The sequence below is a fragment of the Thermopirellula anaerolimosa genome (genome assembly GCF_054657335.1).
Map to the genome: position 1 here is coordinate 1,645,756 of NZ_BAAHYX010000006.1, position 22,618 is coordinate 1,668,373.

Genomic DNA, 22,618 nt, shown 5'->3' on the forward strand with positions numbered 1-22,618 from the left:
CCATGTTTTGGTCGGGACTGTTTTTCGGCAAGCAGCGTTCCGAAGGCAAGCACTCCGGGACGCCCGACGCGGACTCGCGACGCCGGATCGGGAAGCCCCCGGTAATTACCGCGGTCCGCAATTCCAACGCGGCACACGCCGTTGCCGTACACTCCGCGAATCTTGACGTGCGGATCGAGGTCTTACCGACCGGTTGGAACGCCGCTCTCCAACGCGGCTTTTCCTTCGAGGTCCGCCCGTGGAAAGACTCCGCTTCGCGGCCTCGGGTCGTGACATTGGGCGTGCCTCGCGCCGCCGTCACCGTGCGGAGTTTCTTCTTCCGTGAATTGCCCGAGTCGCAGTCGGAACCGGCGCAAGCGGCGCCTTCGCATTCGCCGACGGCCTCGCCCGCTTGGAACGCGCTGTTGCAACGCATCGCCGAGGGCCGTCGCCATCGCATTGCACCGCCCCAGGACCTGATCAAGCTGGAAGATCGTCTGCAATGCCTGCTGCAACCCTCGCTCGAAACGTTGCTGATCGAGCGGAACCTGGAGTTTCCTTTCGCGCCTTTCCCCTATCAATTGGAAGGCGTCGCCTTCTTGTATCCGCGACACTCGGCGATCCTGGCCGACGAAATGGGCCTGGGCAAGACGATGCAGGCCATCACCGCCGTTCGCTTGCTGATTCGCGGGGGCGATGCGAGATCCGTGCTGTTGGTCTGCCCCAAACCGCTGGTGACGAACTGGAAACGCGAGTTCGAACAATGGGCGCCGGAAATACCCGTGCTGGTCATCGAGGGCGATCAAAATCGGCGGCGCTGGCAATGGGAGCAAGCCCCGGTGCCGGTCAAGATCGCCAACTATGAGCTTCTGCCGCGAGACCGCGAGATTCTGGAGTCCACCGACCAAAACGGCAGACCCCGCGTGGCCTTCGATCTGGTCGTGCTCGACGAATCCCAGCGGATCAAGAACCGGGCGGGCGCCACCAGCCAGGCCGTGCGTGCCATTGCGCGACGGCGAAGTTGGGCCTTGACCGGCACACCCGTTGAAAACAGCACGGAAGACCTGGTCGGCATCTTCGAGTTTCTTTCGCCGGGGTTCCTCTCGCCCGACATGAAACCTTCCCACATGGGACGGACGATCGCGGATTTCGTGCTCCGCCGCACCAAGGATCAGGTCTTGACCGATCTGCCGCCGAAGCTCATCCGAGACGCAGAAATGGAATTGTCGCCGGAACAGCGCGAGACCTATCGCTTGGCCGAGAGCGAAGGTATTCTCCGGTTGACAGAAATGGGAGACGCCGCGGCCATTCAACACGTCTTCGAGTTGGTCCTGAGACTCAAGCAGATCTGCAATTTCGACCCGGCCACGGGGGCGAGCGTGAAAATGGAGCGATTGGAGGCGGACCTCGAGGAGATCGCCGACAGTGGACGCAAGGCGATTGTCTTCAGCCAATGGGTCTCGACGCTGGAGGAGATCGCCCGCCGCCTGGACCGATTCCACCCCTTGTTGTTTCACGGCAAAATACCGTCCGCCCGCCGCGACGACGTGATCCGGCGATTCCGCGACGATCCGCGGCACGCGGTATTGTTGATGAGTTACGGGGCGGGCAGCGTGGGGCTGAACTTGCAATTCGCGGGATACGTGTTTCTATTCGACCGATGGTGGAACCCGGCGGTCGAAGATCAGGCCATCAATCGGGCACACCGCATCGGCGCCGGCGGTCCGGTCACCGTCACGCGGTTCTTGGCCGTCGATACCATCGAGCAGCGGATCAACGCCGTCCTGGAAGAAAAGCGGCGACTGTTCGAGACCGTTTTTTCGGGCGTGGCGGGACCGCGAAAACTGGCCCTGACGCAAGAGGAGATCTTCGGTTTGTTCAATCTGCGGTGTCCCGCTCCCCCCGTCTCCGCCCCGGCAAGTTCCAACCGTGCCGCGTAGGTCGCGCGCTTCGGCGCCGGGTCACGGGATTCCACAGGGGCGAAAACACCGGAGCGAATCATGGACATGCAACCTATCGGCGTGATTCGCACGCCCTACACCGACCCGGCGGGCATGCCGATCCAACCGACCGGTGCCGCCGGAGTCGGCGGTACCGTGGACGTTTTTCCCGAGTATCAGCCCGGACTGAAGGACTTGGAAGGCTTTTCGCACATCATTTTGCTGTATCTATTCCATCGCAGCGAGGGGTTTGCCCTGCAAGTTGTGCCTTTTTTGGACGTGGAACCGCGAGGACTATTCGCCACCCGGGCACCTCGCCGACCGAACCCGATCGGATTGTCGATCGTCGAGTTGGTTCGCGTGGAAGGCCCGCGCCTCTTGGTCCGCAACGTCGATATGCTGGATGGGACTCCGCTTCTCGACATCAAACCTTACGTGCCGGAATTCGACGCCCCGAAGGATGTCCGCATCGGTTGGATGGCGACCGCCGCCGACAACGTCGCGAACAAGAGGTCGGACCGGCGGTTTACGTAACGTCGCGCGGCGAACCTGTGGGCAGCATCGCAAAGGCGCCTCTTGTTTCGCGGTCTCCCATACCGCCGCCACGGCAACGAGGACGAGCGAAAGCCGATCCGTGTCGTCCACCGCGGCCTCGCCGGAATCCCTTTCCATCGCACTCTTTTATCGGCGGAAGTATGCCGTGAGCGAAGGCTCGTCTTGGCTCTTCCGTCACGCGCAAAAAATCCACATGGTCTGGAGACGTCGCTTCTGTTCGCCGCTCTCCGTCTCCTCCGTCACCTGCCGGTGCGTGCCGGGATCTCGCATTCGTGGACCGCGTAAGCTGGTGTGTGATACACTACCTTCGAACATCGGCGCTTGCTCGCTGCCTTCCTGCCGACGGCGCCGGTATTGATCGCGGCCAATGCGCTCCGTTTACTCGGCGAACGCGCTCGGAACGCGTTCTTTTGCAGCGATAATGTTGCGATTCACCGGAATTCCATTCCGGCGTCATGAGGTGTCACCATGCGAAACGCCATGATTCTTGCGGCAGCGGTCGGGATGTTCGTCGGTGGTTACGGCGAACTCCGAGGCACGGCGCTTGCGGCCTTCGAGGAGGGCGGAGGAGTCTTGCCGCTAACCTTGCCGGAGTCACACGATCCATCCGTCCTAGAGTGGCAAGGCGCGATTTATGACGCCGCCCAGCGGCAGGCGAGGTACCTGCTTAGCCTTGTCCATCCGTGGCGAGAAGATTCCTCGCTGCTGCTGGCCACCGAGAGCAGAAGCGAGGAACATTGGATCCGCCCGAATACCGGCATCGTCGAAGGGTTGGCCTTTCTCTACCGCTTCGGTCCTTACAATACCGCTTTGGTAGGCGTTGACCGCGACGCCTTGTTGCCGACGATCGTGGGGATGATGCGATATCTCACCGCCACCCACGTGACGGGAAATCGCGTTACCGGCGACGGGCGACCTTGGGGGAACGCCTGGCAGTCCGCGCATTGGGCACAAATGTTGGGCCGGGCGGCATGGTGGCTATGGGACGACTTGCCGGATGACCTCCGACGCGACGTGCGTCGCGTCATCGCCCATGAGGCCGCACGGTTCGTGGACGCCGTCCCGCCGCATCAACTGAAAAATGATACCAAGGCGGAAGAAAACGCTTGGAACAGCCAGATCTTTTCCGTGGCGTTGCTGTTGATGCCGGACGATCCCCGACGTGAAGCCTGGGAAAGGGCCTTTCAGCGCTGGGTCGTCAGTTCGTTCCTGCGGCCCGCGGATGAGCATTCGTCCCGAATCGTGGACGGTCGCCCGATATCGGAGCAGTTCATCGGGGCCAACCTGTTCGACGATTTCACCCTGGAAAACCACGGCATGGTCCATCCCGACTACATGCAAACATTCGGCCTTTCCTTGGGGTGCGAATTGGATTTTCGGATGACCGGACGCCGACCGCCCGAGGCCCTGTTGTACAACACGGCGGGTATCTACGAAAACTTGAAGTGGTTCGTGTTGCCGGACGGCGGATTCGTCTATCCGTCGGGTCAGGATTGGCGGCTATTTCGCAATGCGGATTGGCTGCGAGGGCACATCCTGATGGCCGTATTCGGGCACGACCCGGAGGCCTGGCCCCTGGCGCGACGGTCCCTAGAGGTGATCCGCCGCATGCAGGCGCGGAATCCGTCCGGGGCTGTTTATCAGCCGCAAGAGTTCTTTTTCGCCTCCACACAGACCGATTTATTACGATCGCTTGCTCACGCCTGGTTGGTGTTGCGGTACGCATCGGACACAAAGGGGGAATACCACGACCGACTCGGAATCCGGCGCCTCGATTCCGGGCAAATCATCTTGAATCGTACGCCGAATGCCGTGCACACCCTCAGTTGGGGCGCGGTGGTCATGGCCCAATGCGTTGCCAATCGGCTCGATCGTATCGTCTCGCCCGACCAGCGAAACGGGATCGGGCACATCCGCCTGGAAGGCTCCCCCAAGGCCCTGCCTATCAAGCTGATGGACGCCGCCGTAACCGACAAGGACGGCGGTTTCGACGCGACGTTGATCGTGGAGCACGGTCCCGGCGTCGTCCGCGCCGACCTCCGCTACGTCTCCCGTGCCGACGGTCGGTTTGAAATGTCCGAGCGATTGACCGCCCTTCAAGACGTCACCACGGCCGAGATCGCCACCGGTCTGATCGGAATCTTGAACAATCCCACTTGGATCTACGAAACGGGGCGGCGTCGGGTGACCGTGGACGGTCAAACGGTCTTGGTGGAAGCCCTCGGCGGCAAAACCATCGACGCAGCGGGAAGCCGCGAGCTGGACATCGACGGCGTGCTGCACATCACCGCACCCCGACCGCTTGCGGCTTGGTATGGGGGCGCGAAGGACTACGAACGGGCGCGCGTCACGGACCGCCTGTATTTGAATCGCACGGCGGAAAGCCGCGATTGGAAGAAGGGAGACGTTATCTCCGAGTACCAAGCGACAATCGAGATGCGTCCCGGCGAGGATGCTCCCGCGCACGAGTGAGAGACCCGCTTTCGAGCGCGATCGCTGATGACAATCGGCACGAGGCTTGCGCGGTTGACGGCAAAAGATGTCGACCGACACCCCGCCAACGAGGCACGAAAGCGATTCAAGCTACCCGGCCAGGATTCGAACCTGGAATTAGGGAGCCAAAGTCCCTTGTGTTACCGTTACACCACCGGGTAGCAGCTCATGGGAGATCCCCGGCGAGGGCGATCACCCATCCAAGCGTCACTCTACTATATTTAACGCACCATCGCATCGGCGACAAGTCCCGCGAGAGCGGCCTTACCCGGCTTCCGCGACGTCTTCCGGTCGGGACGACCCAATTCTACCGACGGCGACAGCCAACAAAATAGAAGCGGCCCGATCGTTGGATCGAGCCGCTTTCCTTGGACCAGGCCCTTTGCCGAGGTCGGCGGCAGGCCGATTTCAGTCAGACCGCGTCAGATCGTGCGGCTATCCGACGGGCTGGGAGCCGCTTGCGCCGGCTTGACGTCGGCCGGGGCGGCCTCCGCTCCCGGGGCTGCACAGGCATCGCAGGCCGGTTCGCAGGCACGCTGCACCTTGACCGGGCAGCACACTCGGACCAGAACCATCTCGCACACCACGCGAGGCACGCATCGGGTGACCGTGTACGGCACCTGCTTCTTGACCCAGCACACGTCGTACACCGTCTTGGTGCAGGTGACGGGCTTCATCACGCGGCAGGGAACCTTCTTCACGCAGGTCGTCGGCACCATCTTGCAGACCTGGTAGGTGCAGGTCTTGACCCGCTGCTCGGGCACCATCTTGCAGACCTGGTAGGTGCAGGTCTTCACCCGCTGCTCGGGCACCATCTTGCAGACCTGATAGGTGCAGGTGCGTTGCTCGGGAACCCACTTGCGGACCTTATAGGTGCAGGTCTTCACCCGCTGCTCCGCCACCATCTTGCAGACGGTGTAGGTGCAGGTCTTCACCCGCTGCTCGGGCACCATCTTGCAGACCTGATAGGTGCAGGTGCGCTGCTCGGGAACCAGCTTGCAGACCTTGTAGGTGCAAGTCCGGACTCGCTGCTCGGGCACCATCTTGCAGACCTGATAGGTGCAGGTGCGCTGCTCGGGAACCCACTTGCGGACCTTATAGGTGCAGGTCTTGACCCGCTGTTCGGGCACCATCTTGCAGACGGTGTACGTGCAGGTCTTCACCCGTTGCTCGGGCACCATCTTGCAGACAGTGTACGTGCAGGTGCGTTGTTCAGGAACCAGCTTGCAGACCTTGTAGGTGCAAGTCCGGACCCGCTGCTCGGGCACCATCTTGCAGACCTGATAGGTGCAGGTGCGTTGCTCGGGAACCCACTTGCGGACCTTATAGGTGCAGGTCTTCACCCGCTGTTCGGCCACCATCTTACACACGGTGTAGGTGCAGGTCTTGACCCGTTGCTCGGGCACCATCTTGCAGACCTGATAGGTGCAGGTCCGCTGTTCGGGAACCCATTTGCAAACCTTGTAGCTGACCGTCTTGACGCACTTCTCGGGAACGAGCTTGCAGACGGTATAGGGGACCTTCTTCACGCACGTCTCGCGGACGTACTTGACGCAAGTCACCGGGCATTCCTTGACCTCGGGGACCCAGACGCGGCGGCACACCTTGACCGGCGGGCACTGCACCTGGACCTTCTTCACTTGGCCCGGGTCGTAGTAGGCACGGCAACTCGTGGCATCCCATTTCCATTCGCCCGGTTCGCGGACGCACTTGGTAACCACGGGACCCGGCTTTTCCACAACCTGCGTTTCCCATCGCCCGCTGCACACCTTGACCATTCGGGTCTCATGCACCGGCTTGCAGACGGAGTAGGTGACCTCGCGCTCGCGGGTCTCGTAAACGCGGCGATACACCGTGTAAGCCACCTGCTTGGTGCAGGTTTCCCAGACCGGCTTGCACACCGTGTAGGTTCGCGTCCGGGTCTCGTACACCGGTTTCATCACGGTGTAGCACACATCCTTGGTGCGGGTCTCGTAGACCGGCTTCATCACCGTGTAGGGGATTTCCTTGACGCAGGTTTCCCACACCGGCTTGCAGACCGTGTAGGTCTTCGTCCGAGTTTCCCATACCGGCTTCATCACCGTGTAGGGAATCTCTTTCGTGCAGGTTTCCCACACCGGCTTCATCACCGTGTAGGTTCGCGTCCGGGTCTCATACACCGGCTTCATCACGGTGTAGCACACATCCTTGGTGCGGGTCTCGTAGACCGGCTTCATCACCGTGTAGGGGATTTCCTTGACGCAGGTTTCCCACACCAGCTTGCAGACCGTGTAGGTCTTCGTCCGAGTTTCCCATACCGGCTTCATCACCGTGTAGGGAATCTCTTTCGTGCAGGTTTCCCACACCGGCTTCATCACCGTGTAGGTTCGCGTCCGGGTCTCATACACCGGCTTCATCACGGTGTAGCACACATCCTTGGTGCGGGTCTCGTAGACCGGCTTCATCACCGTGTAGGGGATTTCCTTGACGCACGTTTCCCACACCGGCTTGCAGACCGTATAGGTCTTCGTCCGAGTTTCCCATACCGGCTTCATCACCGTGTAGGGAATCTCTTTCGTGCAGGTTTCCCACACCGGCTTCATCACCGTGTAGGCGACCTGCCGTGTTCGGGTCTCCCAGACCGGCTTCATCACCGTTTGGGCGACTTCGCGGTACTGGACTTCCGGCACGTACTTGGTGTAAGTGACTTGACGGGGCGTGACCACGCGCTCGAAGCAGGTCTTGTAGCAGGTGACCTGCTGCCGTTCAAGGACGATCTTGCGGTGCGGTCGCATCACCGTATGGCATTCCTGGGTCACGCAGCCGGGATCGACCGCGCAAGCCGCAGGACGGTGACAGAGCCGCGCAGCGCCGCAATAGCCCGCGTCGGCTCTCCCCGCCGCGAAAGCAACCAAAAAGGTTGCGATTAGCGGCAGACTCCACAAGGTTCTCATTGCACGCCTCCTTCAGCGGATCGAAACTGGTAGGGCCTGGTCGAATGAGAGCGAGAAGCACCCTAACTGGTTCTTCGGTCGCCCCAATTCACGTGCGTTAACCGATACGAACTACCCGTAAATACTTATCTGACTCCCCAAACCTCCCACTTCATCCATTTCACTAAAAACGGTGGCTTAAGGTAAATGAAGAGATTGGGGGTTTCTTAGATCAATATCGGAGTTTTGCTTCGCGATGTTAACTTAATCAAAAGGGAGGATTCGAGATGAATCCATAACGTGGGAGATTTGCGGCAATCATCGCTGTCGAAACGCTGGAAGCGATTGTTTCGGCGGCGCCGACGGTTTGCCAAACATCAAACCAACCGGGAGCCCTGCGATGCGGTACCCAACTCTAGGTCACCGCCACGACACGGGACGTTTTCGGTAAAGATTTCGGCGATTTCTTCAAAGCCGCATTGAAGATGTCGGGTAAGGAGCGGCTCGGAGCCGGCGTCCCCGCCGAGACCCGGCAGGCTCGACGTCTCCGCCTACGGTGCCCATCCTCATCGCGCCGGACGGTAGGTCACTCGCTTTCAGTCAAAGGGCGGCACGCGATCGGCAACTTCGGCCCGGTAAACGTTGTTTCTCGACGCCGACACGCCGCCTATCCGCTTTCTTCGGAAAAAACGATTTATTCTCGCGCCTCCCGACGCGGAGGTAGAGATTCTGGATTTGCCAAGGTGTGATTCCGGTTCTACATCTTTCTTAAGCAAGCTGTGAATCAACGCTTGACCCGGCGGATCGGATTCCTTCCGTAACGATCGGGGGAGGTTCGGGCGAATCGTCCGGGGCCGATTCACCGGAGGCTGGATGTTTTCAAGAACGATTTGAGGCGGGCACGGTAAAGTCAAAGGTTGAAAGAGGTTGCATCATGTCCCGAAAGCGTTGCATCGGTTCCCGACAGGCGTTCACCTTGATCGAGGTCTTGATCGTGGTGGTCATCATGGCCATCCTGGCGGCGGTAATCATTCCGCAGTTCTCCACCGCCACCAGCGACGCCAAGCGAAGCGCATTGGAATTCAACACCCATACGCTCCGCTCCCAGATCGAGCTTTACAGAGTGCATCACGGATCCTATCCCGCCATCTCCAATAACGACCTTCCGCAGTTGTGGCAAGCCACCAACGCGGCAGGTGAGATCGGCACGCCCGGGCCGAACTATCCGTACGGGCCTTACTTGACGTCGGGCATCCCCGCCAACCCGTACAACAACAGTAATAAGGTGGTGGCGGTGGCCACGCCGGGACAGACGCCGACGGCGGTCGTCGCGGGCGGCGCCGGTTGGCAGTACGATGCGACGACCGGCAACATCTATCCCAACAATGCCGAGTTTTTTCAGTAATGGAATCGGAGGAGCGCCACAGGATGTGACGGAGACGGGCTCGGGCAATCCCGCACCGAAGACGCCGTTTCAGTAGACCGTTCGTTCCACGCGAAGAGATGATAAGTTCGGGGTCGTTCCCGCAAAGGGATCGGCCCCGAAATCGTTTCCATTACCCTCAGATCACGCCGACCCTGCTCCGCTCTTCCGTCGAATACGCCGAGAAACAGCGGCGTCATTCCTTCCCATCAATAATCCCCGTTCGAACCTTGCCGGAAAAAAGCGGAACGATTCCTGTCGATTCGACCCGTCGCGATTCGTCGCCCAACACATCATAATGGCGGTGACGCAGAACCCCTGGAATCGGGCGGCAAGTCCTTCGAATCGGGCTACGAACCGGCGGTTTTTCGAACTCAGCGTGGCGCGGAAAAACTTGTCATGACGTTGGATCGTGAAGAGTACATCGAGCAGGCTTATTTCTTCCGCACGCTGCGCGAGCGACTCGACCAAGGGACCGCCACACAGGATCTGCTGCGCACGATCCGCCAAGAGATCTTATCCACCACGAAGCTGCCTCTGGCCATCGATTTCATGGTCACCGAACTCCGTTTCACCGGCGGATTCGCCTCGGCCATGGCGCGGCTCAGCCACTATTTCACCCCCTTTCAGGCCTACGTCGTCGGCGAGGCCGAGAAGGAGCAAGGGCGGTTCGACTTCCGCACGGCCTTGGAAATCCTCGAGAAAGAGGCCGAGTATCGCGCCAAACAAGGCACGGTGCAGGGCATTTTCCTCTATCAGTTCGAAACCTTGTGCCGCAACCGCTTGGGTTACGACAAAGGGTTGGAGGCGATGGCCCAAGACTCCATCTACGACGAAAACTGGCGGGAATGGATTCTGTCGCTGCGGCGGCAAATCGGGATCGTCGATCTGGCCGATATGATCTTCGTGCGGAGCGAGCACTACCGACAAGTGACGGGCGAGGCGGAGAAACCGGTATTGTTCGGCGAAAAGGAAGGCAAGATCGCGCTGGCCAACCGGCGGAAGGACCCGTTGTATCTTTTTGCGGCCCTCGCGCGTCATTTAGGCTATCCCAGCGTGCCCAGGCCCAAGCGTGAGGAAAACCTGGTGCAAGACTTTTACACCTTGCAGCGCAAGCTGGAACGTCTGGAATCGCGGATCAAGCTGCTGGAGGACGAGCGGAAGGGCGGAATCGACCTGAGCCAATTCTACGTCCGCCCCGACCAAAACAACACCAAGTAGGTAACGTTTATACGCCACGGCAATTTCAACTGGCAATTTAGCTTGCTTTCGCAGGTCGAATCGCTAGACTATTATTAGCCGCCGTAGATTTGCAACCCGGATTTGACGCGAAACGGTTATTCGACGACATTGGGCGTCAGCGCGAACGCTACCAAACCCTAGCAATTTTGTGACGTATTACCTTTTCCCCTGGGGCCTGAGGGAAAGCACGTAATGCCGCGATCGTTCGAACAAGGTCGTTTGCGGCCGCCCATTTAGATTGGTGATCGTTTTTAAGAAGCCGCCGCACGATGAGCCTGTTGGAAAACCTGAGCGTCGAAACTGTGGCTCGGCTGGTGACGGCCCCGGCGGTCTCCGTGACGCCCGACATGGCGCTGAACCGCGTGCTGGAGGTCATGCGGGACTACCGCGTAAGCGCCGTGACGCTCGAAGATTCGGGGAAAACCGTCGGGATTTTCACGGAGCGGGACGCCTTACGGGCCATGGCAAGCGGCGAGGACGGGGGGGAGCCGATCCGCCGTTTCGCGTCGCCGTGCCCCTTAATGGTCACGAAGAGCGAACCGATCTCGCAAGCCGTCTCCAAGATGTCGGCCAACGGTTACCGCCATCTCCCCCTGGCGGATGATGACGGTCGCGTCGTCGGTATGGTCGACGTCATGTCGATTATCAGTTGGCTGGTCGATCATTTCCCCCAAGCGATTTACAATTTGCCCCCAACCTCCGAGACGCTGCGGGAACGAGAGGGGCCGTGAAGGCGAGGGTCTTGAACCTATGAACTCTTTCAGCCCGATCCGTGCGTCGTCGCAGAAACCAACCGTTCTGATGCGGGAAAGGGAAGAAGTCGTGCAACAGCAATCGGGCACATCCTCATCCGTCAAGGCCGGCGTGGAATTGCGTGAGGCCACCGTGCGTTTTGCGGGGGACTCGGGCGACGGTATGCAACTGGCTGGGACGCAGTTAACCACGGTCTCCGCGGCGGCGGGAAACGACGTCGTCACGCTACCCGATTTTCCCGCCGAAATCCGCGCCCCCCGCGGGACGAAGGCCGGCGTGAGCGGATTCCAGGTACACTTCGCCGGACGGCGGATCTTCACGCCGGGCGATAAGATCGACGCCCTAGTCGCCATGAACCCCGCGGCTTTGGCGACCAACCTGGGCGACTTGACGCGAGGCGGCCTGCTGATCGTCGATAGCAATAGCTTTGTCAAGCGCGAATGGGAAAAGGCCGGCTACACAAGCAATCCCCTCGAAGACCCTGCGATCTCCGCATATCGCCTCGTCTCGGTGGAAATCACGGAATTGACCCGAGCGGCGGTCAAGGACCTCGGACTCACGACGAAGGAGGCCGACCGCTGCCGCAACTTCTTCGCGATGGGGCTGGTCTACTGGATTTTCGATCGACCGCTCGATCCCACCTTGCGTTTCATCGCCGCCAAATTCGGCAAGCGCCCCGCCATCGCGGAGGCCAATCGCCGGGTATTAATGGCAGGCTATCATTACGGTGAGACGACGGAGGCCATCCATGAGCGTTACGTGGTCCGACCGGCCAAGCTCCCGCCGGGGACCTACCGCAGCCTGAGCGGCAACCAGGCCTTGGCCTGGGGCCTGATGGCGGCTTCCCGCCTCAGCAATTGCGAATTGGTGTATGCGGGATATCCCATCACGCCGGCCAGCGACATTTTGCATGAATTGGCGATGCGTTGGGACTTCGGCGTCAAGACGTTCCAAGCCGAAGACGAAATCTGCGCGGTCGCCGCCGCCGTGGGCGCCGCCTTCGGCGGCAAGATGGGCGTTACGGCCAGTAGCGGGCCCGGCATCTCCCTCAAGGCCGAGGGCTTGGGTCTGGCCGTGATGCTGGAATTGCCCATGATCGTCGTTAACGTCCAGCGCGGCGGTCCCAGCACCGGTTTGCCCACCAAGACCGAGCAATCAGACTTGCTGCAAGCGTTGTTCGGGCGGCACGGGGAATGCCCCATGCCCGTCTTGGCCGCTCAAAGTCCTGCCGACAACTTCGAGATCGCCATCGAGGCCTGGCGGATCGCCGTCCGACATATGACGCCCGTCATGATTCTCAGCGACGGCTACCTGGCCAACGGCGCGGAACCGTGGCGAATCCGGAATCTCTCAGACTACGAGCCGATCCCGGTTCGGCATCCCGGGCCTGATACCGAAAACTTCCTGCCCTACCGCCGCGACGAGCGTTTGGCGCGCCCCTGGGCCATCCCCGGCACCCCCAACCTCATGCACCGTATCGGCGGTCTGGAAAAGCAGGTCGATACCGGGGCCGTCAGCTATGACGGAGCCAATCATCAAAAAATGGTCGAACTGCGGGCGCAAAAAGTGGCGGGAATCGCCCACGAATACCCGCCGCAACCCGTGATCGGACCGGAGCGCGGGAAGGTGCTCTTCGTATCTTGGGGCGGGACCTTCGGCGCGGTGCGTTCCGCCGTGCAAGAACTGCTCGAGACCGGCTACGAGGTCGCCCACACGCACCTTCGATACTTGAATCCCCTGCCCCGCGATCTGGGCGACATCTTGTCGCGCTACGAGCGGATCGTGGTGCCGGAATTGAACATGGGGCAATTGGCTCTGCTGCTGCAAAGCAAGTACCTCAGGCCCGTGCGTTCCGTCAACAAAGTCATGGGGCGACCGTTCAACGTCGAAGACTTGGTGGAAGCCGGTCGGCAGGCCGTGGAAGAGGATTGACGCACGAACGACTGTAAAGGTCGTGAAGCATCCCAATCAGGGTTTTGGCCATGTCCATTGATGCATTATTGGAAACGCCCTCACTGGGCCCCAACGATTACGCGAGTAGCCAAGAGGTACGATGGTGCCCCGGTTGCGGCGACTACGCCATTTTGGCGCAGATGAAGAAAACGCTGGCCAACCTGGGCTTGCCGCGAGAGAAGACGGTCTTCGTCTCCGGGATCGGCTGCTCCAGTCGCTTTCCATATTACATGAATACGTACGGCATGCACGGCATCCACGGTCGAGCCCCGGCGATCGCCACGGGCTTGAAGATCGCCCGACCCGACCTGTCGGTATGGGTCATCACCGGCGACGGCGACGGTCTCAGTATCGGCACGAATCACCTGATCCATGCGATCCGGCGGAACGTGGACATCAATATCATTCTCTTCAATAATCGCATCTACGGGCTGACGAAGGGGCAGTACTCGCCCACTACTCCGCTCGGCCACCCCACCAAGAGCAACCCCTACGGTTCACTGGACAACCCGCTCTACGCGCTGTCGTTAGCCATCGGATGCGAGGCCACCTTCGTCGCGCGCAGCATCGACGTCCATCAAAAGCACCTCGGCATGGTCCTGGAACGGGCGGCCGCCCACAAAGGCGCCTCCTTCGTCGAGATCTACCAAAACTGCGTAGTCTTCTACGACGGTGCTTGGGACTATGCGACCGATCGCGACAGCAAGTTCGAGACCATCCTCGAGTTGGAACACGGCAAGCCGCTCATCTTCGGCAAAAATCGCGACAAGGGCATCCGCTTCGTCGGAATCGAACCGCAAGTCGTCACGCTGGGTAACGGCGTTTCAGAGAGCGACCTCATCGTCCACAACGAGAAGGCCGAGCAACCTACCCTCGCGTACTTCCTCAGCCGCATGCATCATCCGGAGTTCCCGGAACCGATCGGCGTCTTTCGCGACGTCTCGCGCCCCACGTTCGATGAACTCGTGGATGCGCGGCATCGGGAACTGATTGCCAAAAGAGGCGGGCCGCGTGACTTGGATCAACTCTTCCACGAGGGCGAAACCTGGGTCGTCCAAGATGAACGAAGCGCCCCCGCGGCGGAATGACGGGCGGCGTCCCTTATTTCGCCGTACGCCGGTTCGTTCCGCGCCGAATCGCCTCCGTACGCCGACTTGAAAGCGGCAACACGCCCCCAACGCCCTGCGGCGGGATGCTCGAAGAAAAGGAGTGAGGACCGCGACCATGGGACGGACCAAAAGGCTTCTCTGTACCGCATGCGGATTCGAGAACCTGGCCGGCGCCGAGATATGCTTGCGCTGCGGCCTTCCATTGGTCCACGAAGAGAATTACGCCCCCCGCAACGCCCTGGAACGCAGCGTCTTGAATGACCGCATCGACAGCCTGCCCCTCCGCTCTCCCGTGTGCGTCGCTCCCGAAACACCCGTCAAAGAGGTCTTGAAAGCCATGGTGGCTCAAGGGACGGGCTGCGCGATCGTTGTCGATCCAAGCGACGAATTGCTCGGCATCTTTACGGAACGGGACGCTCTCATCAAGGTCAGCGAGGACCTCGAGACCCGCGGCGACCGACCCGTCGCCGAATTCATGACGTCTCCCGTCCAGTGCCTCGACACCGACGATTGCCTCGCCTTCGCCGTGCATCGCATGGACGTGGGCGGTTACCGCCACATCCCCATTCGCGAAAACGGTCGCTTGGTAGGCGTCGTTTCCACACGCGAATTGCTGCGCCACTTCACGGAAGTGCTGAAGGACGCCTAGCCGGGTGACGCGACGGCGCGACCGCCGCCGTTTACCTTACGGACGCCGCACGCGAGGGCGACGCCGCCGTCTGAGGCCCGCTCCGCGGCGGTGACTGCGTGGTTCCCGCCAGATAGTTGTCGATCGTGGCGTTCGTCCGCAGCTTGTCGTAATAGTCTGCCATGGCCAAACGCAGTTTCTTCTCCTGCAAGTCGGAGACCAGTTCGTCGCGGACGTCGTCCAAGGTCACATCGACGGGCTTGGTTTGTCCCAGGCAATAGAGGATCACGTACGCCTCCGGGCCGACCTGCACGATGCCCGATATCTCGCCCGGTTTCAACGAGAACGCCTCCTGCTCCAGCATGGGTTGGCCGCCGTGCTTCTGGATGGGCGCGATTTCCCCTCGCAAGGCCCGCGTCGTGGCATCCATCGAGTATTGCTCGGCCAAATCCCCGAAGTATTCCTCGCTGGGGTTAGCCCGCAACTTCTCCCACACCTGCTGCGCCCGCCGCAAATTGTTCAACAAGATGGCCCGGCACCGCACTCGCGGACCGTAGTTGGCCTCGAACGCCTTTTGCAAATCCTCCTCGGCAACGACTGCCGTGCCTCCCACCAACTTCTTCAGCGCCACGCTCGGCCACACCGCATCCAAGCGGTAGATGTCCTCCGTGATGCCCTGTTGCTCGGTAATCAGTTCGATCCATTTTTCGACGTTCGGCGTGCCGTCCGGTTTCAGCGGCAGGTTCTGCCGCGCCGCACGCTCGATTTCCGCCTGAATATCCGCCGCGCTCACCGTGATATTCCGCTTGCGGCACTCCTGCTCCAGCAATTTTCGGCTGATGGCGCCTTCCAGCACCTCCTCGCCGTGCCGATCGATGCACATCTCGGCCAAATCGCTCAAGCGGATCGCGCGACCGTTGATCAGCGCCGCCGTGTCCGGCATTCGGGCACGCTTTTCCGGATCGTTCCAAACGTTCTCCACCCGCGCCTTCTGCTGCAATTCGCGAAAGACCTCCTGAGCCACCTCGCGCAGTCGGGCGTCCCGGGCCAATTCCTCCAACTCCCCGCGAACGTCCTCCAACCTCACCTTGACCGCCGGCAGTCGCTCTTCGCACTTCAGAATCACGAATTGACTCCCCACCGGCAACACGTTCGAAACCTCACCCGGTTGCAGGCGAAAGGCCTCCGCTTCGATCCGCGGATCGCCCACGTGCATGCGGATCGGCTGGATCAGGCCCTTCAGACCGGCGCTGGCCGTGTCCTCCGAAAACTCCTTCGCCAGCTCGCCGAATCGGTCCGGGTCCTGCACCGCTTGGGCGCGAATCTTTTCCGCCTTTTCTCGGTCGCTGACCACGATCAAGCGTGCCTTGACCGCCGGACCGTAACGCGATTCGAATTCCTTCCGCAGTTCGGCGTCACTGACCACCATCCGATCGCCGGCCAATTTCCGCAGCGCCAAAGTCGGCCAAATGATGTCCTTCTTGTACTGCTCCGGCTTGATGCCGCGCTCCTCTTTCAACAGCTTCAGCCAGGTCGCGACGGGCATGCCGAAGCGGGCGGCCATCCGCTCCACCTCCGCGTTCACCTCGTCCTCGGTGACCGTCAGCCCCCGCAGTTGGCACTCCTGCATGATGAGATACTTATTGACCACGCTCTCCAGCACTTCCGCGCCGTAGCGTTTCAGGCACTCCTTGCCCAATTCCTCGCGCGTGATCGGCTCGTTGTTGACGACCGCGACGATTCGGTTCTCCCCGGACGCTTGGTTCTGCGCAGCGGGGCCGACCGGCACGCCCTTCACCGCCTCGGGCTTCTGAGCGGGAGCGACCGGCGTCGTTGCACGCGCGGCGGGAGCGACCGCCGCACTCGGAACGTCCGCCTCCGCCGTCATCGTCCTCCAGGCCGCGCGGATTCCCACGGCGGCAACAACCACGGCCAAGACGGCCGACAAAGACTTCCAGCGGTAACTGCGGCCGACGACAAGATCTCGGCGATCGGAATCCATTCCACTCATGACGGTTCCTCCTGTAACCGTGTGATCGGATCGTGAAGCAAGCTCGCGCGCGGGATCAGGCCCTCGCGGTCGGGCAGGTCGAGAGCCTCGCGAGTTCGGCGGAGTATAGCCCCGCCAGCGATCCAACGTCAAGGCCGATTCCGAACCCGATTCACGCCAAGGAGCCTCGCCCGTCCCTCGCCCCACCGACCGATCCTGCCGATCGCGCAGGTTATGCCGCCGAGCCTGCCCTTCCCGCCGCCCCGAAGCCGCTTCCCGCCGGTGTACTCTCCCTTCCGCCAATTAAAATAGGGAGAACAGGCCGCACCGGCGCGCCAAGCCGGGTCGGAATGCTATAATCCAAAAGCGACCGTTTCGCCTGGACACGATCCCAGGCCGCGGCTTGCGGTCGTCGTTTTCCCAAAGGCGGGCGATCGGCACTCCCACGCGTACCGACACGTAGGGGGCCATTCCATCACCAGGGGCGAGTGCACGTCGATGAGCGACGAACCCGAAAACCGTCTCCCGGAATCCTGTTTCGTCGTCGTTCCCGCTTACAACGAAGGCCCGCGGATCGCCCGCACTCTCGAGAACCTCCTTCGCACGGCATCCTCCGTCGTGGTGGTGGACGACGGTTCGGCCGACAACACCGCCGAAATCGCCCTCCAATATCCCGTTTGGGTTCTGCGCCACCCGGTCAATTTAGGTGCCGGCGCCGCTACACAGACCGGAATCACATTCGCCATCCGACAAGGAGCCCAGTACGTTGCCACTTTTGACGCGGACGGACAGCACCGACCGCACGATTTGCCAGTCCTGCTGCAAACGCTATTTGATCGCAACGCCAATATTGTGTTCGGTTCGCGCTTCTTGGGTGAAGCGATCCATATGCCTGTCCACCGCAAGATCATGCTGAAAGTCGCTTGCGCGGCAGCTTGGGCTTTCTGCGGCATTTGGGTTACGGATGTCACCACCGGACTCCGCGTCATGGACGCCAAAGCGGCCCGACTGATCAACATCACCATGAATCGCTTCGAACACCCCATTGACTTGCTGTACCAAATTCGCGTTAAGGGACTACGGTTTGCCGAAGGACCTGCCACGATCCTTTATTCCGCGGATTCGCTCACAAAGGGACAACGGACCAGCGATGTTTTCCGGTTGGCCTTGCGGATTATCACCGAAAGGGTGATGCGATGAATTTGTTTCAAATCGTCTTCGTCCCGCTGTGCACGCTGACCGCCCTCAACCAACTCTGGCGACTCCGCCGGGGAAACACAAGTTGGCTGGCGGGGCTGTTTTGGTTTGTCGTCTGGACGGCCGGCGCCGTGGCCATCGCCTACCCGCCCATCACCTCGCTCGCCGCCAAAGCATTCGGCATCACGCGGGGAAGCGACTTCGTATTGTATCTGGTGACCCTCGGCCTGCTGGTCTTCCTCCGAGTGTTCTACAATCGCTACCGCCGATTGGAGAATATGGTGACGCAGTTGGCGAGGACACACGCGTTGGACACTGCACGCCTTGGGATCAATGCACGACGGAGCGACTCGCATGAGTGAACCGCTAGTGTCCGTGAATATGTGTACTTGGCGTCCTCAACAGCCCTATTTCAGGACGGCCGTACAGAGCATTTTGGACCAAACGTTTTCCAATTTTGAACTCATTATAGTTGAGGATCCCTCGGAGATTGATGGGACTTCACTACTCGGGACTCTCGTACACGATGCGAGAATTCGGTACGTCCGCAATTCCACCCGGACCGGACTTCTGGCACAGAAAAACCAGGCATTGGAACTAAGCCGCGGTCAGTTCGTGGCTATCCTGGACCATGACGACATCGCCATTCCCGAGAGATTGGACAAACAAGTCCAATTCCTCCTGTCGCATCCCGATATCTGCGTGGTTGGCAGCTGGATCCAGGCCATCGATGAGAACGGCCGCCTTATCGGCATTCGCACGTACCCGACCGATCCTGCGGCCGTACGCAATGCCTTACGCCGTTTTTGCCCAATTGCTCATCCCGCCAGCATGTTTAGAAAGGAGTGCGTCGCCGCACTCGGTGGCTATACCTGGCGCCACACAGTTGATCCGCTTGGGCTTGTCAGCGACTACGACCTCTGGTGTCGATTAGCCCGCGCCGGTCACCACCTGTGCAATCTTCCCGAGGTATTATTGCATTATCGAATACACTCCCATGCTCAAAAGCATCTCACTACTCGCTCATTTCTCTTGGCGACCGTACTTATAAAATATCGCTATTTTCGCAAGGAGCTTCGCCCGCAGGATTGGCTGCGTCTGTGCTTAGAGCTAGGACTCTTGCCCTTACCATCGCGTTTCGTGTGGCGGCTCTTTCGCGCAATCACTTATAGACGGCACATATAGTTACTCGGCTTATGTCACAACGTTCTTTATTTAGATATTCATCCGCATCGTAGCCATTGATGGACCTCTACACAGAATGTCTAGTTTGCGGCGCACCGGCTAGAACACCCGCTATAGGCCGTGTATATGATCGCCTTGGCATTTCTAAGGACCCTTGGAGCTTTCTTCGATGCGATCATTGCGGCACCTTAAATCTTTCGCCTCGCCCTTCCGCGGAGGCTTTAGTCACCTACTATCCACCGATGTACACAACAGGCAAGTCTGAACGCAGTTTATCGCCAGCACGACTGTGCGGTGCCCTCGCCCATTTTGTCATTTATGATAGAGTGCTGTCGAGACATTGCCGCTGGGTGCTCGCGCAAGCGCCGACGAAGAGCACTGCGCGTAGTGTTCTGGACATTGGATGCGGCAATGGCTCTCATCTGCGGCGTTTCGCGGAAATCGGTTGGAGAGCTGTGGGTGTCGATAGCGATGCACGCGCAATAGAAGCTGTCAGAACCAATGGCATGGAGGCAATTGAGGGTACCTCGTCGCACGCAGTCGATCACTTTGGAAAAGAGTCCTTCGACATTATCACCGCATTTCACGTACTCGAGCACGTTATCGATCCGCGGCAATTCCTGAACGACGTCGGCAACCTTCTTCGACCGGACGGGTTGTTTGCTGGTGCGGTACCCGTCGCGGACGGTTTCTTTGCCCGAGCACTCCACTCTCGCTGGGTAGCGTTTACCGAAGCACCACGGCATATCTTTGTGCCAAGTAGGTGTGGATTAAGAATGCTTCTTTGTACCGCATTTAGTGATGTCGTAATTCACAGAGAAAGCATTATCAACATAGCGGCTGTAAGCGCATTGAGCATTCTTCCTCGCAGCACGAGTTCGCAGGCGCGCAGTTCACCGCTAGCACAACTCTTCGGAGGTCTGTTGACCGTGTCCCTGATCCCGGTTGTCGGCGCTCTCGAGATTATCCGAAACAGACCGAGTATAGTCATGTTTGCCGCAACAAAGCGCAGGAATTGCCTATAGTAACCTTTGCACAAATCACGTCTCACAATAGTATAATACGACCATAAGTGGGAACCACGATAGAGACGCATCGACATTAGGACGGAGATCATGGCGAGGAAGGGCGGTTCATCGCAGCGGACGTTGGCGACGGTGGGCTTCGATATGATGCACACGCCCAACTGACGGCACGGCTTCTTTGGGATGGTGAAACGAGCCACGCCGTTGGGGGAAATAGGGAACCTCAAGGTTGGCGGAACGAGGCTACCATGGGTACATAACCCTGGCTGGCCAGGGCCGTCATGAACATGCCGAACTGCTCCTGGGTAAAATGGTAGGTAAGCAGGAGAACCACCCCCAGCTGGGCCGCCTGACCGACGACCCGGCCCAGCACCATCCAGAAGAAATTCCACGCGGCCAACCTCGCCGCCGGGGTGAGGTGGCGTCGGAGGTCACTAGGCAAGTTGCACTTTCCCAGAACGCCCCTTAACTCCCTGATAGCTGCACTCACACCACCCCACATTTACCCTGAGGGTCTCCGATCGTAGTTGTCTGGTTGTCAAGCAAGGCCCGTTTGGAAATCTACGTTTTTGCCCCGACTGAAACGAAACCGCGCGACGCATTATAGGTAAAGACATGAATAAAAGCTTAGGAGTTCGGAATACCGATGCCCGCCGCCCCGCAATAGGAACATCGGCGATGGTGATTGCAGTCTTGCTTATTTTCGGCCTTACTCTCCGGATTCTTCATTGGAGTCCGTCCGCCGACGGAGACGAAGCACGCTACATCAACCACGCCTACGCCCTAGCCGAGGCCCGCACTCCCGATTACTTCGACGGTGCTGTTGCCGTCCGCCTGCCATATCTCGGCTTCCTCGCCGGATGGGGGTCCGTTTTTGGAACGTCCACCCCCGTATTGCAAGCATCGGGACTGCTGACGTTCTGTGCGAATGCAATTCTACTATGGGCAATCGCCTATTCGCTATACGGTGCGGCCGCCGCCCATATCGCGACCGCACTCTTTTCGCTGCTGCCCATCCATATTAAGCTATCAACCCACTGCCTCACTGACGATCTTGGGCTAGTTTTTGCACTGGCTTCGATTTTGTGTTGGCTCAATGCATTGGAGCTCGCCAACACTAAACCGCGCGGCTTCTATTTGTTGGTTGCGATCTCCGGCTTTCTTGCAGGAATTGCCACAGCGATTCGCCAGCCTTTTTTTCTTCTGGGTTTAATCCTTCCAATAGGTAGTCTCTTGCAAAGGCACTCGCTAAAGCGATGTGGAACAGCCACCCTAATATTCGCCCTAACCGCCCTGAGTTACTTCACACTGGAATGTGTCGCGTTCTACCAGTGGCTGGATAAACCGGCCTTCCGGTTTTCTCATGACATCCTGCAATCCAAGGATTCTCGCGGCACCCCGCTGATGGAATCCTCAGAGCAGCGTCCTTCCCGTGCAACAATGCCCGTGCTGCAAAAGCTGTTTTACTTCCGTGGCTATCTAAGGCACCTTTTACCGTCAGGCAGCTTTGGCATCGTGCCTGCCCTTCTCTTGTTAGCGATCACCGACCGATGGGCTAAGGATAGACGGCGGAGCATTCTGCTGTCATTATTCGTTGTTGCACTTACGGTATACCATTTTTGGGGAACAACCTCACCTAGATCATGGAACATTCCTCCCGTTAACGCGCGTTATTTGATCCCGGTGATGGCCGTTGGATGCATTTTAATAGGCGCCATGCTGGATTCCGTACACCAACGATATCGTTTTTCCTTCGTAACGGCATTGGCAGCCTACATGTGCATATTGATCTTTTCAGTGTGGCAGGTGGCTTACGGTAGTCGGCCGAATTGTGTTACGGAGTTCGCTCAATACCTGTCAACTCTTCCCGCGGACCAAAAGCCCTTCATCATCGTCCCGGAATCGGTGAAGCGGTGCTTCCTACCTAAGGATTACTGGCACTATCTTGAGGGCATGCCAATAGTGTCGGATTCGGACATTGCTACGATCGAGCGGCTGCACTTGTCGAATGTTCAAGGCATCGCAGTTCCGAACGAGACATTTTACACGTATGCGCACATCGGAGTTGTGGATGCTCTCGAGCGAACGGCCGATTGGTGGACAAGACGCGAAGTCATAGGTAACAAATGGCCCAGGTATCTTGAAGTTACCGGAAAGCCGAGTGATAGAACAATTGGCTTCGTCTACTACCGGCGAGAACGCGATTCTTCAAATGAAAAGAAGCATCCGTGATT

Annotated in this window: 17 protein-coding genes and 1 tRNA gene; 14 read left to right on the forward strand and 4 right to left on the reverse strand. The window is 59.5% G+C overall.

Features of this window, described 5'->3' with window-relative positions; all coding sequences use genetic code 11:
• Positions 1-2 precede the first annotated feature (2 nt).
• From ACYQ6J_RS11985 to ACYQ6J_RS11995, 3 genes are all read left to right on the forward strand, one after another.
• Positions 3-1,919 carry a DEAD/DEAH box helicase gene (locus ACYQ6J_RS11985; protein ID WP_460184424.1) on the forward strand — a complete coding sequence of 639 codons (1,917 nt, stop codon included), beginning with the start codon at positions 3-5 and terminating at the stop codon, positions 1,917-1,919.
• A gap of 60 nt (positions 1,920-1,979) precedes the next feature.
• On the forward strand, positions 1,980-2,453 hold the full coding sequence (gene tsaA, locus ACYQ6J_RS11990) for a tRNA (N6-threonylcarbamoyladenosine(37)-N6)-methyltransferase TrmO (RefSeq protein ID WP_460184425.1): 474 nt from the start codon (positions 1,980-1,982) through the stop codon (positions 2,451-2,453).
• 489 nt (positions 2,454-2,942) lie between these two features.
• On the forward strand, positions 2,943-4,946 hold the full coding sequence (locus ACYQ6J_RS11995) for a hypothetical protein (RefSeq protein ID WP_460184426.1): 2,004 nt from the start codon (positions 2,943-2,945) through the stop codon (positions 4,944-4,946).
• A 111-nt stretch (positions 4,947-5,057) separates the two neighbouring features.
• On the opposite strand, the gene ACYQ6J_RS12000 is transcribed toward ACYQ6J_RS11995, so the two are convergent.
• Both ACYQ6J_RS12000 and ACYQ6J_RS12005 read right to left on the reverse strand, forming a co-directional pair.
• Positions 5,058-5,128, reverse strand: a tRNA-Gln gene (locus tag ACYQ6J_RS12000).
• Between the two features lie 261 nt (positions 5,129-5,389).
• The gene (locus ACYQ6J_RS12005; protein WP_460184427.1) at positions 5,390-7,900 is read right to left on the reverse strand and encodes a hypothetical protein; all 2,511 of its coding nucleotides are present in this window, start codon (positions 7,898-7,900) and stop codon (positions 5,390-5,392) included.
• A gap of 913 nt (positions 7,901-8,813) precedes the next feature.
• Between ACYQ6J_RS12005 and ACYQ6J_RS12010 the strand changes: the two genes are divergently transcribed.
• From ACYQ6J_RS12010 to ACYQ6J_RS12035, 6 genes are all read left to right on the forward strand, one after another.
• Entirely contained in the window at positions 8,814-9,284 is a 471-nt protein-coding gene (locus ACYQ6J_RS12010; RefSeq protein WP_460184428.1) for a type II secretion system protein, read from the forward strand.
• A 417-nt stretch (positions 9,285-9,701) separates the two neighbouring features.
• Entirely contained in the window at positions 9,702-10,523 is an 822-nt protein-coding gene (locus tag ACYQ6J_RS12015; protein ID WP_460184429.1) for a hypothetical protein, read from the forward strand.
• A gap of 290 nt (positions 10,524-10,813) precedes the next feature.
• Positions 10,814-11,275, forward strand: coding sequence for a CBS domain-containing protein (locus ACYQ6J_RS12020; protein WP_460184430.1), 462 nt, complete (start codon positions 10,814-10,816; stop codon positions 11,273-11,275).
• Between the two features lie 91 nt (positions 11,276-11,366).
• Entirely contained in the window at positions 11,367-13,229 is a 1,863-nt protein-coding gene (locus ACYQ6J_RS12025; protein ID WP_460184431.1) for a 2-oxoacid:acceptor oxidoreductase subunit alpha, read from the forward strand.
• Between the two features lie 50 nt (positions 13,230-13,279).
• Complete coding sequence (locus ACYQ6J_RS12030; RefSeq protein WP_460184432.1) at positions 13,280-14,338, forward strand: 2-oxoacid:ferredoxin oxidoreductase subunit beta; 1,059 nt, start codon at positions 13,280-13,282, stop codon at positions 14,336-14,338.
• 136 nt (positions 14,339-14,474) lie between these two features.
• The gene (locus tag ACYQ6J_RS12035) at positions 14,475-15,008 is read left to right on the forward strand and encodes a CBS domain-containing protein (RefSeq protein WP_460184433.1); all 534 of its coding nucleotides are present in this window, start codon (positions 14,475-14,477) and stop codon (positions 15,006-15,008) included.
• 31 nt (positions 15,009-15,039) lie between these two features.
• Here ACYQ6J_RS12035 and ACYQ6J_RS12040 read toward each other — a convergent pair whose 3' ends face one another.
• Positions 15,040-16,998 carry a peptidylprolyl isomerase gene (locus ACYQ6J_RS12040; protein ID WP_460184434.1) on the reverse strand — a complete coding sequence of 653 codons (1,959 nt, stop codon included), beginning with the start codon at positions 16,996-16,998 and terminating at the stop codon, positions 15,040-15,042.
• Positions 16,999-17,475: 477 nt separating this feature from the next.
• Here ACYQ6J_RS12040 and ACYQ6J_RS12045 point away from each other — a divergent pair, with 477 nt between their 5' ends.
• From ACYQ6J_RS12045 to ACYQ6J_RS12060, 4 genes are all read left to right on the forward strand, one after another.
• Positions 17,476-18,177 carry a glycosyltransferase family 2 protein gene (locus ACYQ6J_RS12045; protein ID WP_460184435.1) on the forward strand — a complete coding sequence of 234 codons (702 nt, stop codon included), beginning with the start codon at positions 17,476-17,478 and terminating at the stop codon, positions 18,175-18,177.
• A complete protein-coding gene (locus ACYQ6J_RS12050; protein ID WP_460184436.1) occupies positions 18,174-18,536 on the forward strand; it encodes a DUF2304 domain-containing protein in 363 nt (120 codons plus the stop codon). Before ACYQ6J_RS12045 ends, ACYQ6J_RS12050 begins: the two co-directional genes overlap by 4 nt.
• Before the next feature lie 19 nt (positions 18,537-18,555).
• A complete protein-coding gene (locus ACYQ6J_RS12055; RefSeq protein ID WP_460185545.1) occupies positions 18,556-19,359 on the forward strand; it encodes a glycosyltransferase in 804 nt (267 codons plus the stop codon).
• A 242-nt stretch (positions 19,360-19,601) separates the two neighbouring features.
• Positions 19,602-20,384, forward strand: coding sequence for a class I SAM-dependent methyltransferase (locus ACYQ6J_RS12060; protein WP_460184437.1), 783 nt, complete (start codon positions 19,602-19,604; stop codon positions 20,382-20,384).
• 223 nt (positions 20,385-20,607) lie between these two features.
• Here the strand turns inward: ACYQ6J_RS12060 and ACYQ6J_RS12065 are convergent, their stop codons facing one another.
• Positions 20,608-20,826, reverse strand: coding sequence for a hypothetical protein (locus ACYQ6J_RS12065; protein WP_460184438.1), 219 nt, complete (start codon positions 20,824-20,826; stop codon positions 20,608-20,610).
• Between the two features lie 236 nt (positions 20,827-21,062).
• Between ACYQ6J_RS12065 and ACYQ6J_RS12070 the strand changes: the two genes are divergently transcribed.
• The gene (locus ACYQ6J_RS12070; RefSeq protein WP_460184439.1) at positions 21,063-22,616 is read left to right on the forward strand and encodes a glycosyltransferase family 39 protein; all 1,554 of its coding nucleotides are present in this window, start codon (positions 21,063-21,065) and stop codon (positions 22,614-22,616) included.
• The last annotated feature ends 2 nt before the right edge of the window (positions 22,617-22,618 follow it).

What these genes read in the sequence shown, in the direction of transcription:
- ACYQ6J_RS11985 (WP_460184424.1), top strand. Translation starts at nt 3, where the DNA reads ATGTTTTGGTCGGGACTGTTTTTCGGCAAGCAGCGTTCCGAAGGCAAG.
- tsaA (WP_460184425.1), top strand. Translation starts at nt 1,980, where the DNA reads ATGGACATGCAACCTATCGGCGTGATTCGCACGCCCTACACCGACCCG.
- ACYQ6J_RS11995 (WP_460184426.1), top strand. Translation starts at nt 2,943, where the DNA reads ATGCGAAACGCCATGATTCTTGCGGCAGCGGTCGGGATGTTCGTCGGT.
- ACYQ6J_RS12005 (WP_460184427.1), bottom strand. Translation starts at nt 7,900, where the DNA reads ATGAGAACCTTGTGGAGTCTGCCGCTAATCGCAACCTTTTTGGTTGCT.
- ACYQ6J_RS12010 (WP_460184428.1), top strand. Translation starts at nt 8,814, where the DNA reads ATGTCCCGAAAGCGTTGCATCGGTTCCCGACAGGCGTTCACCTTGATC.
- ACYQ6J_RS12015 (WP_460184429.1), top strand. Translation starts at nt 9,702, where the DNA reads ATGACGTTGGATCGTGAAGAGTACATCGAGCAGGCTTATTTCTTCCGC.
- ACYQ6J_RS12020 (WP_460184430.1), top strand. Translation starts at nt 10,814, where the DNA reads ATGAGCCTGTTGGAAAACCTGAGCGTCGAAACTGTGGCTCGGCTGGTG.
- ACYQ6J_RS12030 (WP_460184432.1), top strand. Translation starts at nt 13,280, where the DNA reads ATGTCCATTGATGCATTATTGGAAACGCCCTCACTGGGCCCCAACGAT.
- ACYQ6J_RS12035 (WP_460184433.1), top strand. Translation starts at nt 14,475, where the DNA reads ATGGGACGGACCAAAAGGCTTCTCTGTACCGCATGCGGATTCGAGAAC.
- ACYQ6J_RS12040 (WP_460184434.1), bottom strand. Translation starts at nt 16,998, where the DNA reads ATGAGTGGAATGGATTCCGATCGCCGAGATCTTGTCGTCGGCCGCAGT.
- ACYQ6J_RS12045 (WP_460184435.1), top strand. Translation starts at nt 17,476, where the DNA reads ATGAGCGACGAACCCGAAAACCGTCTCCCGGAATCCTGTTTCGTCGTC.
- ACYQ6J_RS12050 (WP_460184436.1), top strand. Translation starts at nt 18,174, where the DNA reads ATGAATTTGTTTCAAATCGTCTTCGTCCCGCTGTGCACGCTGACCGCC.
- ACYQ6J_RS12055 (WP_460185545.1), top strand. Translation starts at nt 18,556, where the DNA reads ATGTGTACTTGGCGTCCTCAACAGCCCTATTTCAGGACGGCCGTACAG.
- ACYQ6J_RS12060 (WP_460184437.1), top strand. Translation starts at nt 19,602, where the DNA reads ATGTACACAACAGGCAAGTCTGAACGCAGTTTATCGCCAGCACGACTG.
- ACYQ6J_RS12070 (WP_460184439.1), top strand. Translation starts at nt 21,063, where the DNA reads ATGGTGATTGCAGTCTTGCTTATTTTCGGCCTTACTCTCCGGATTCTT.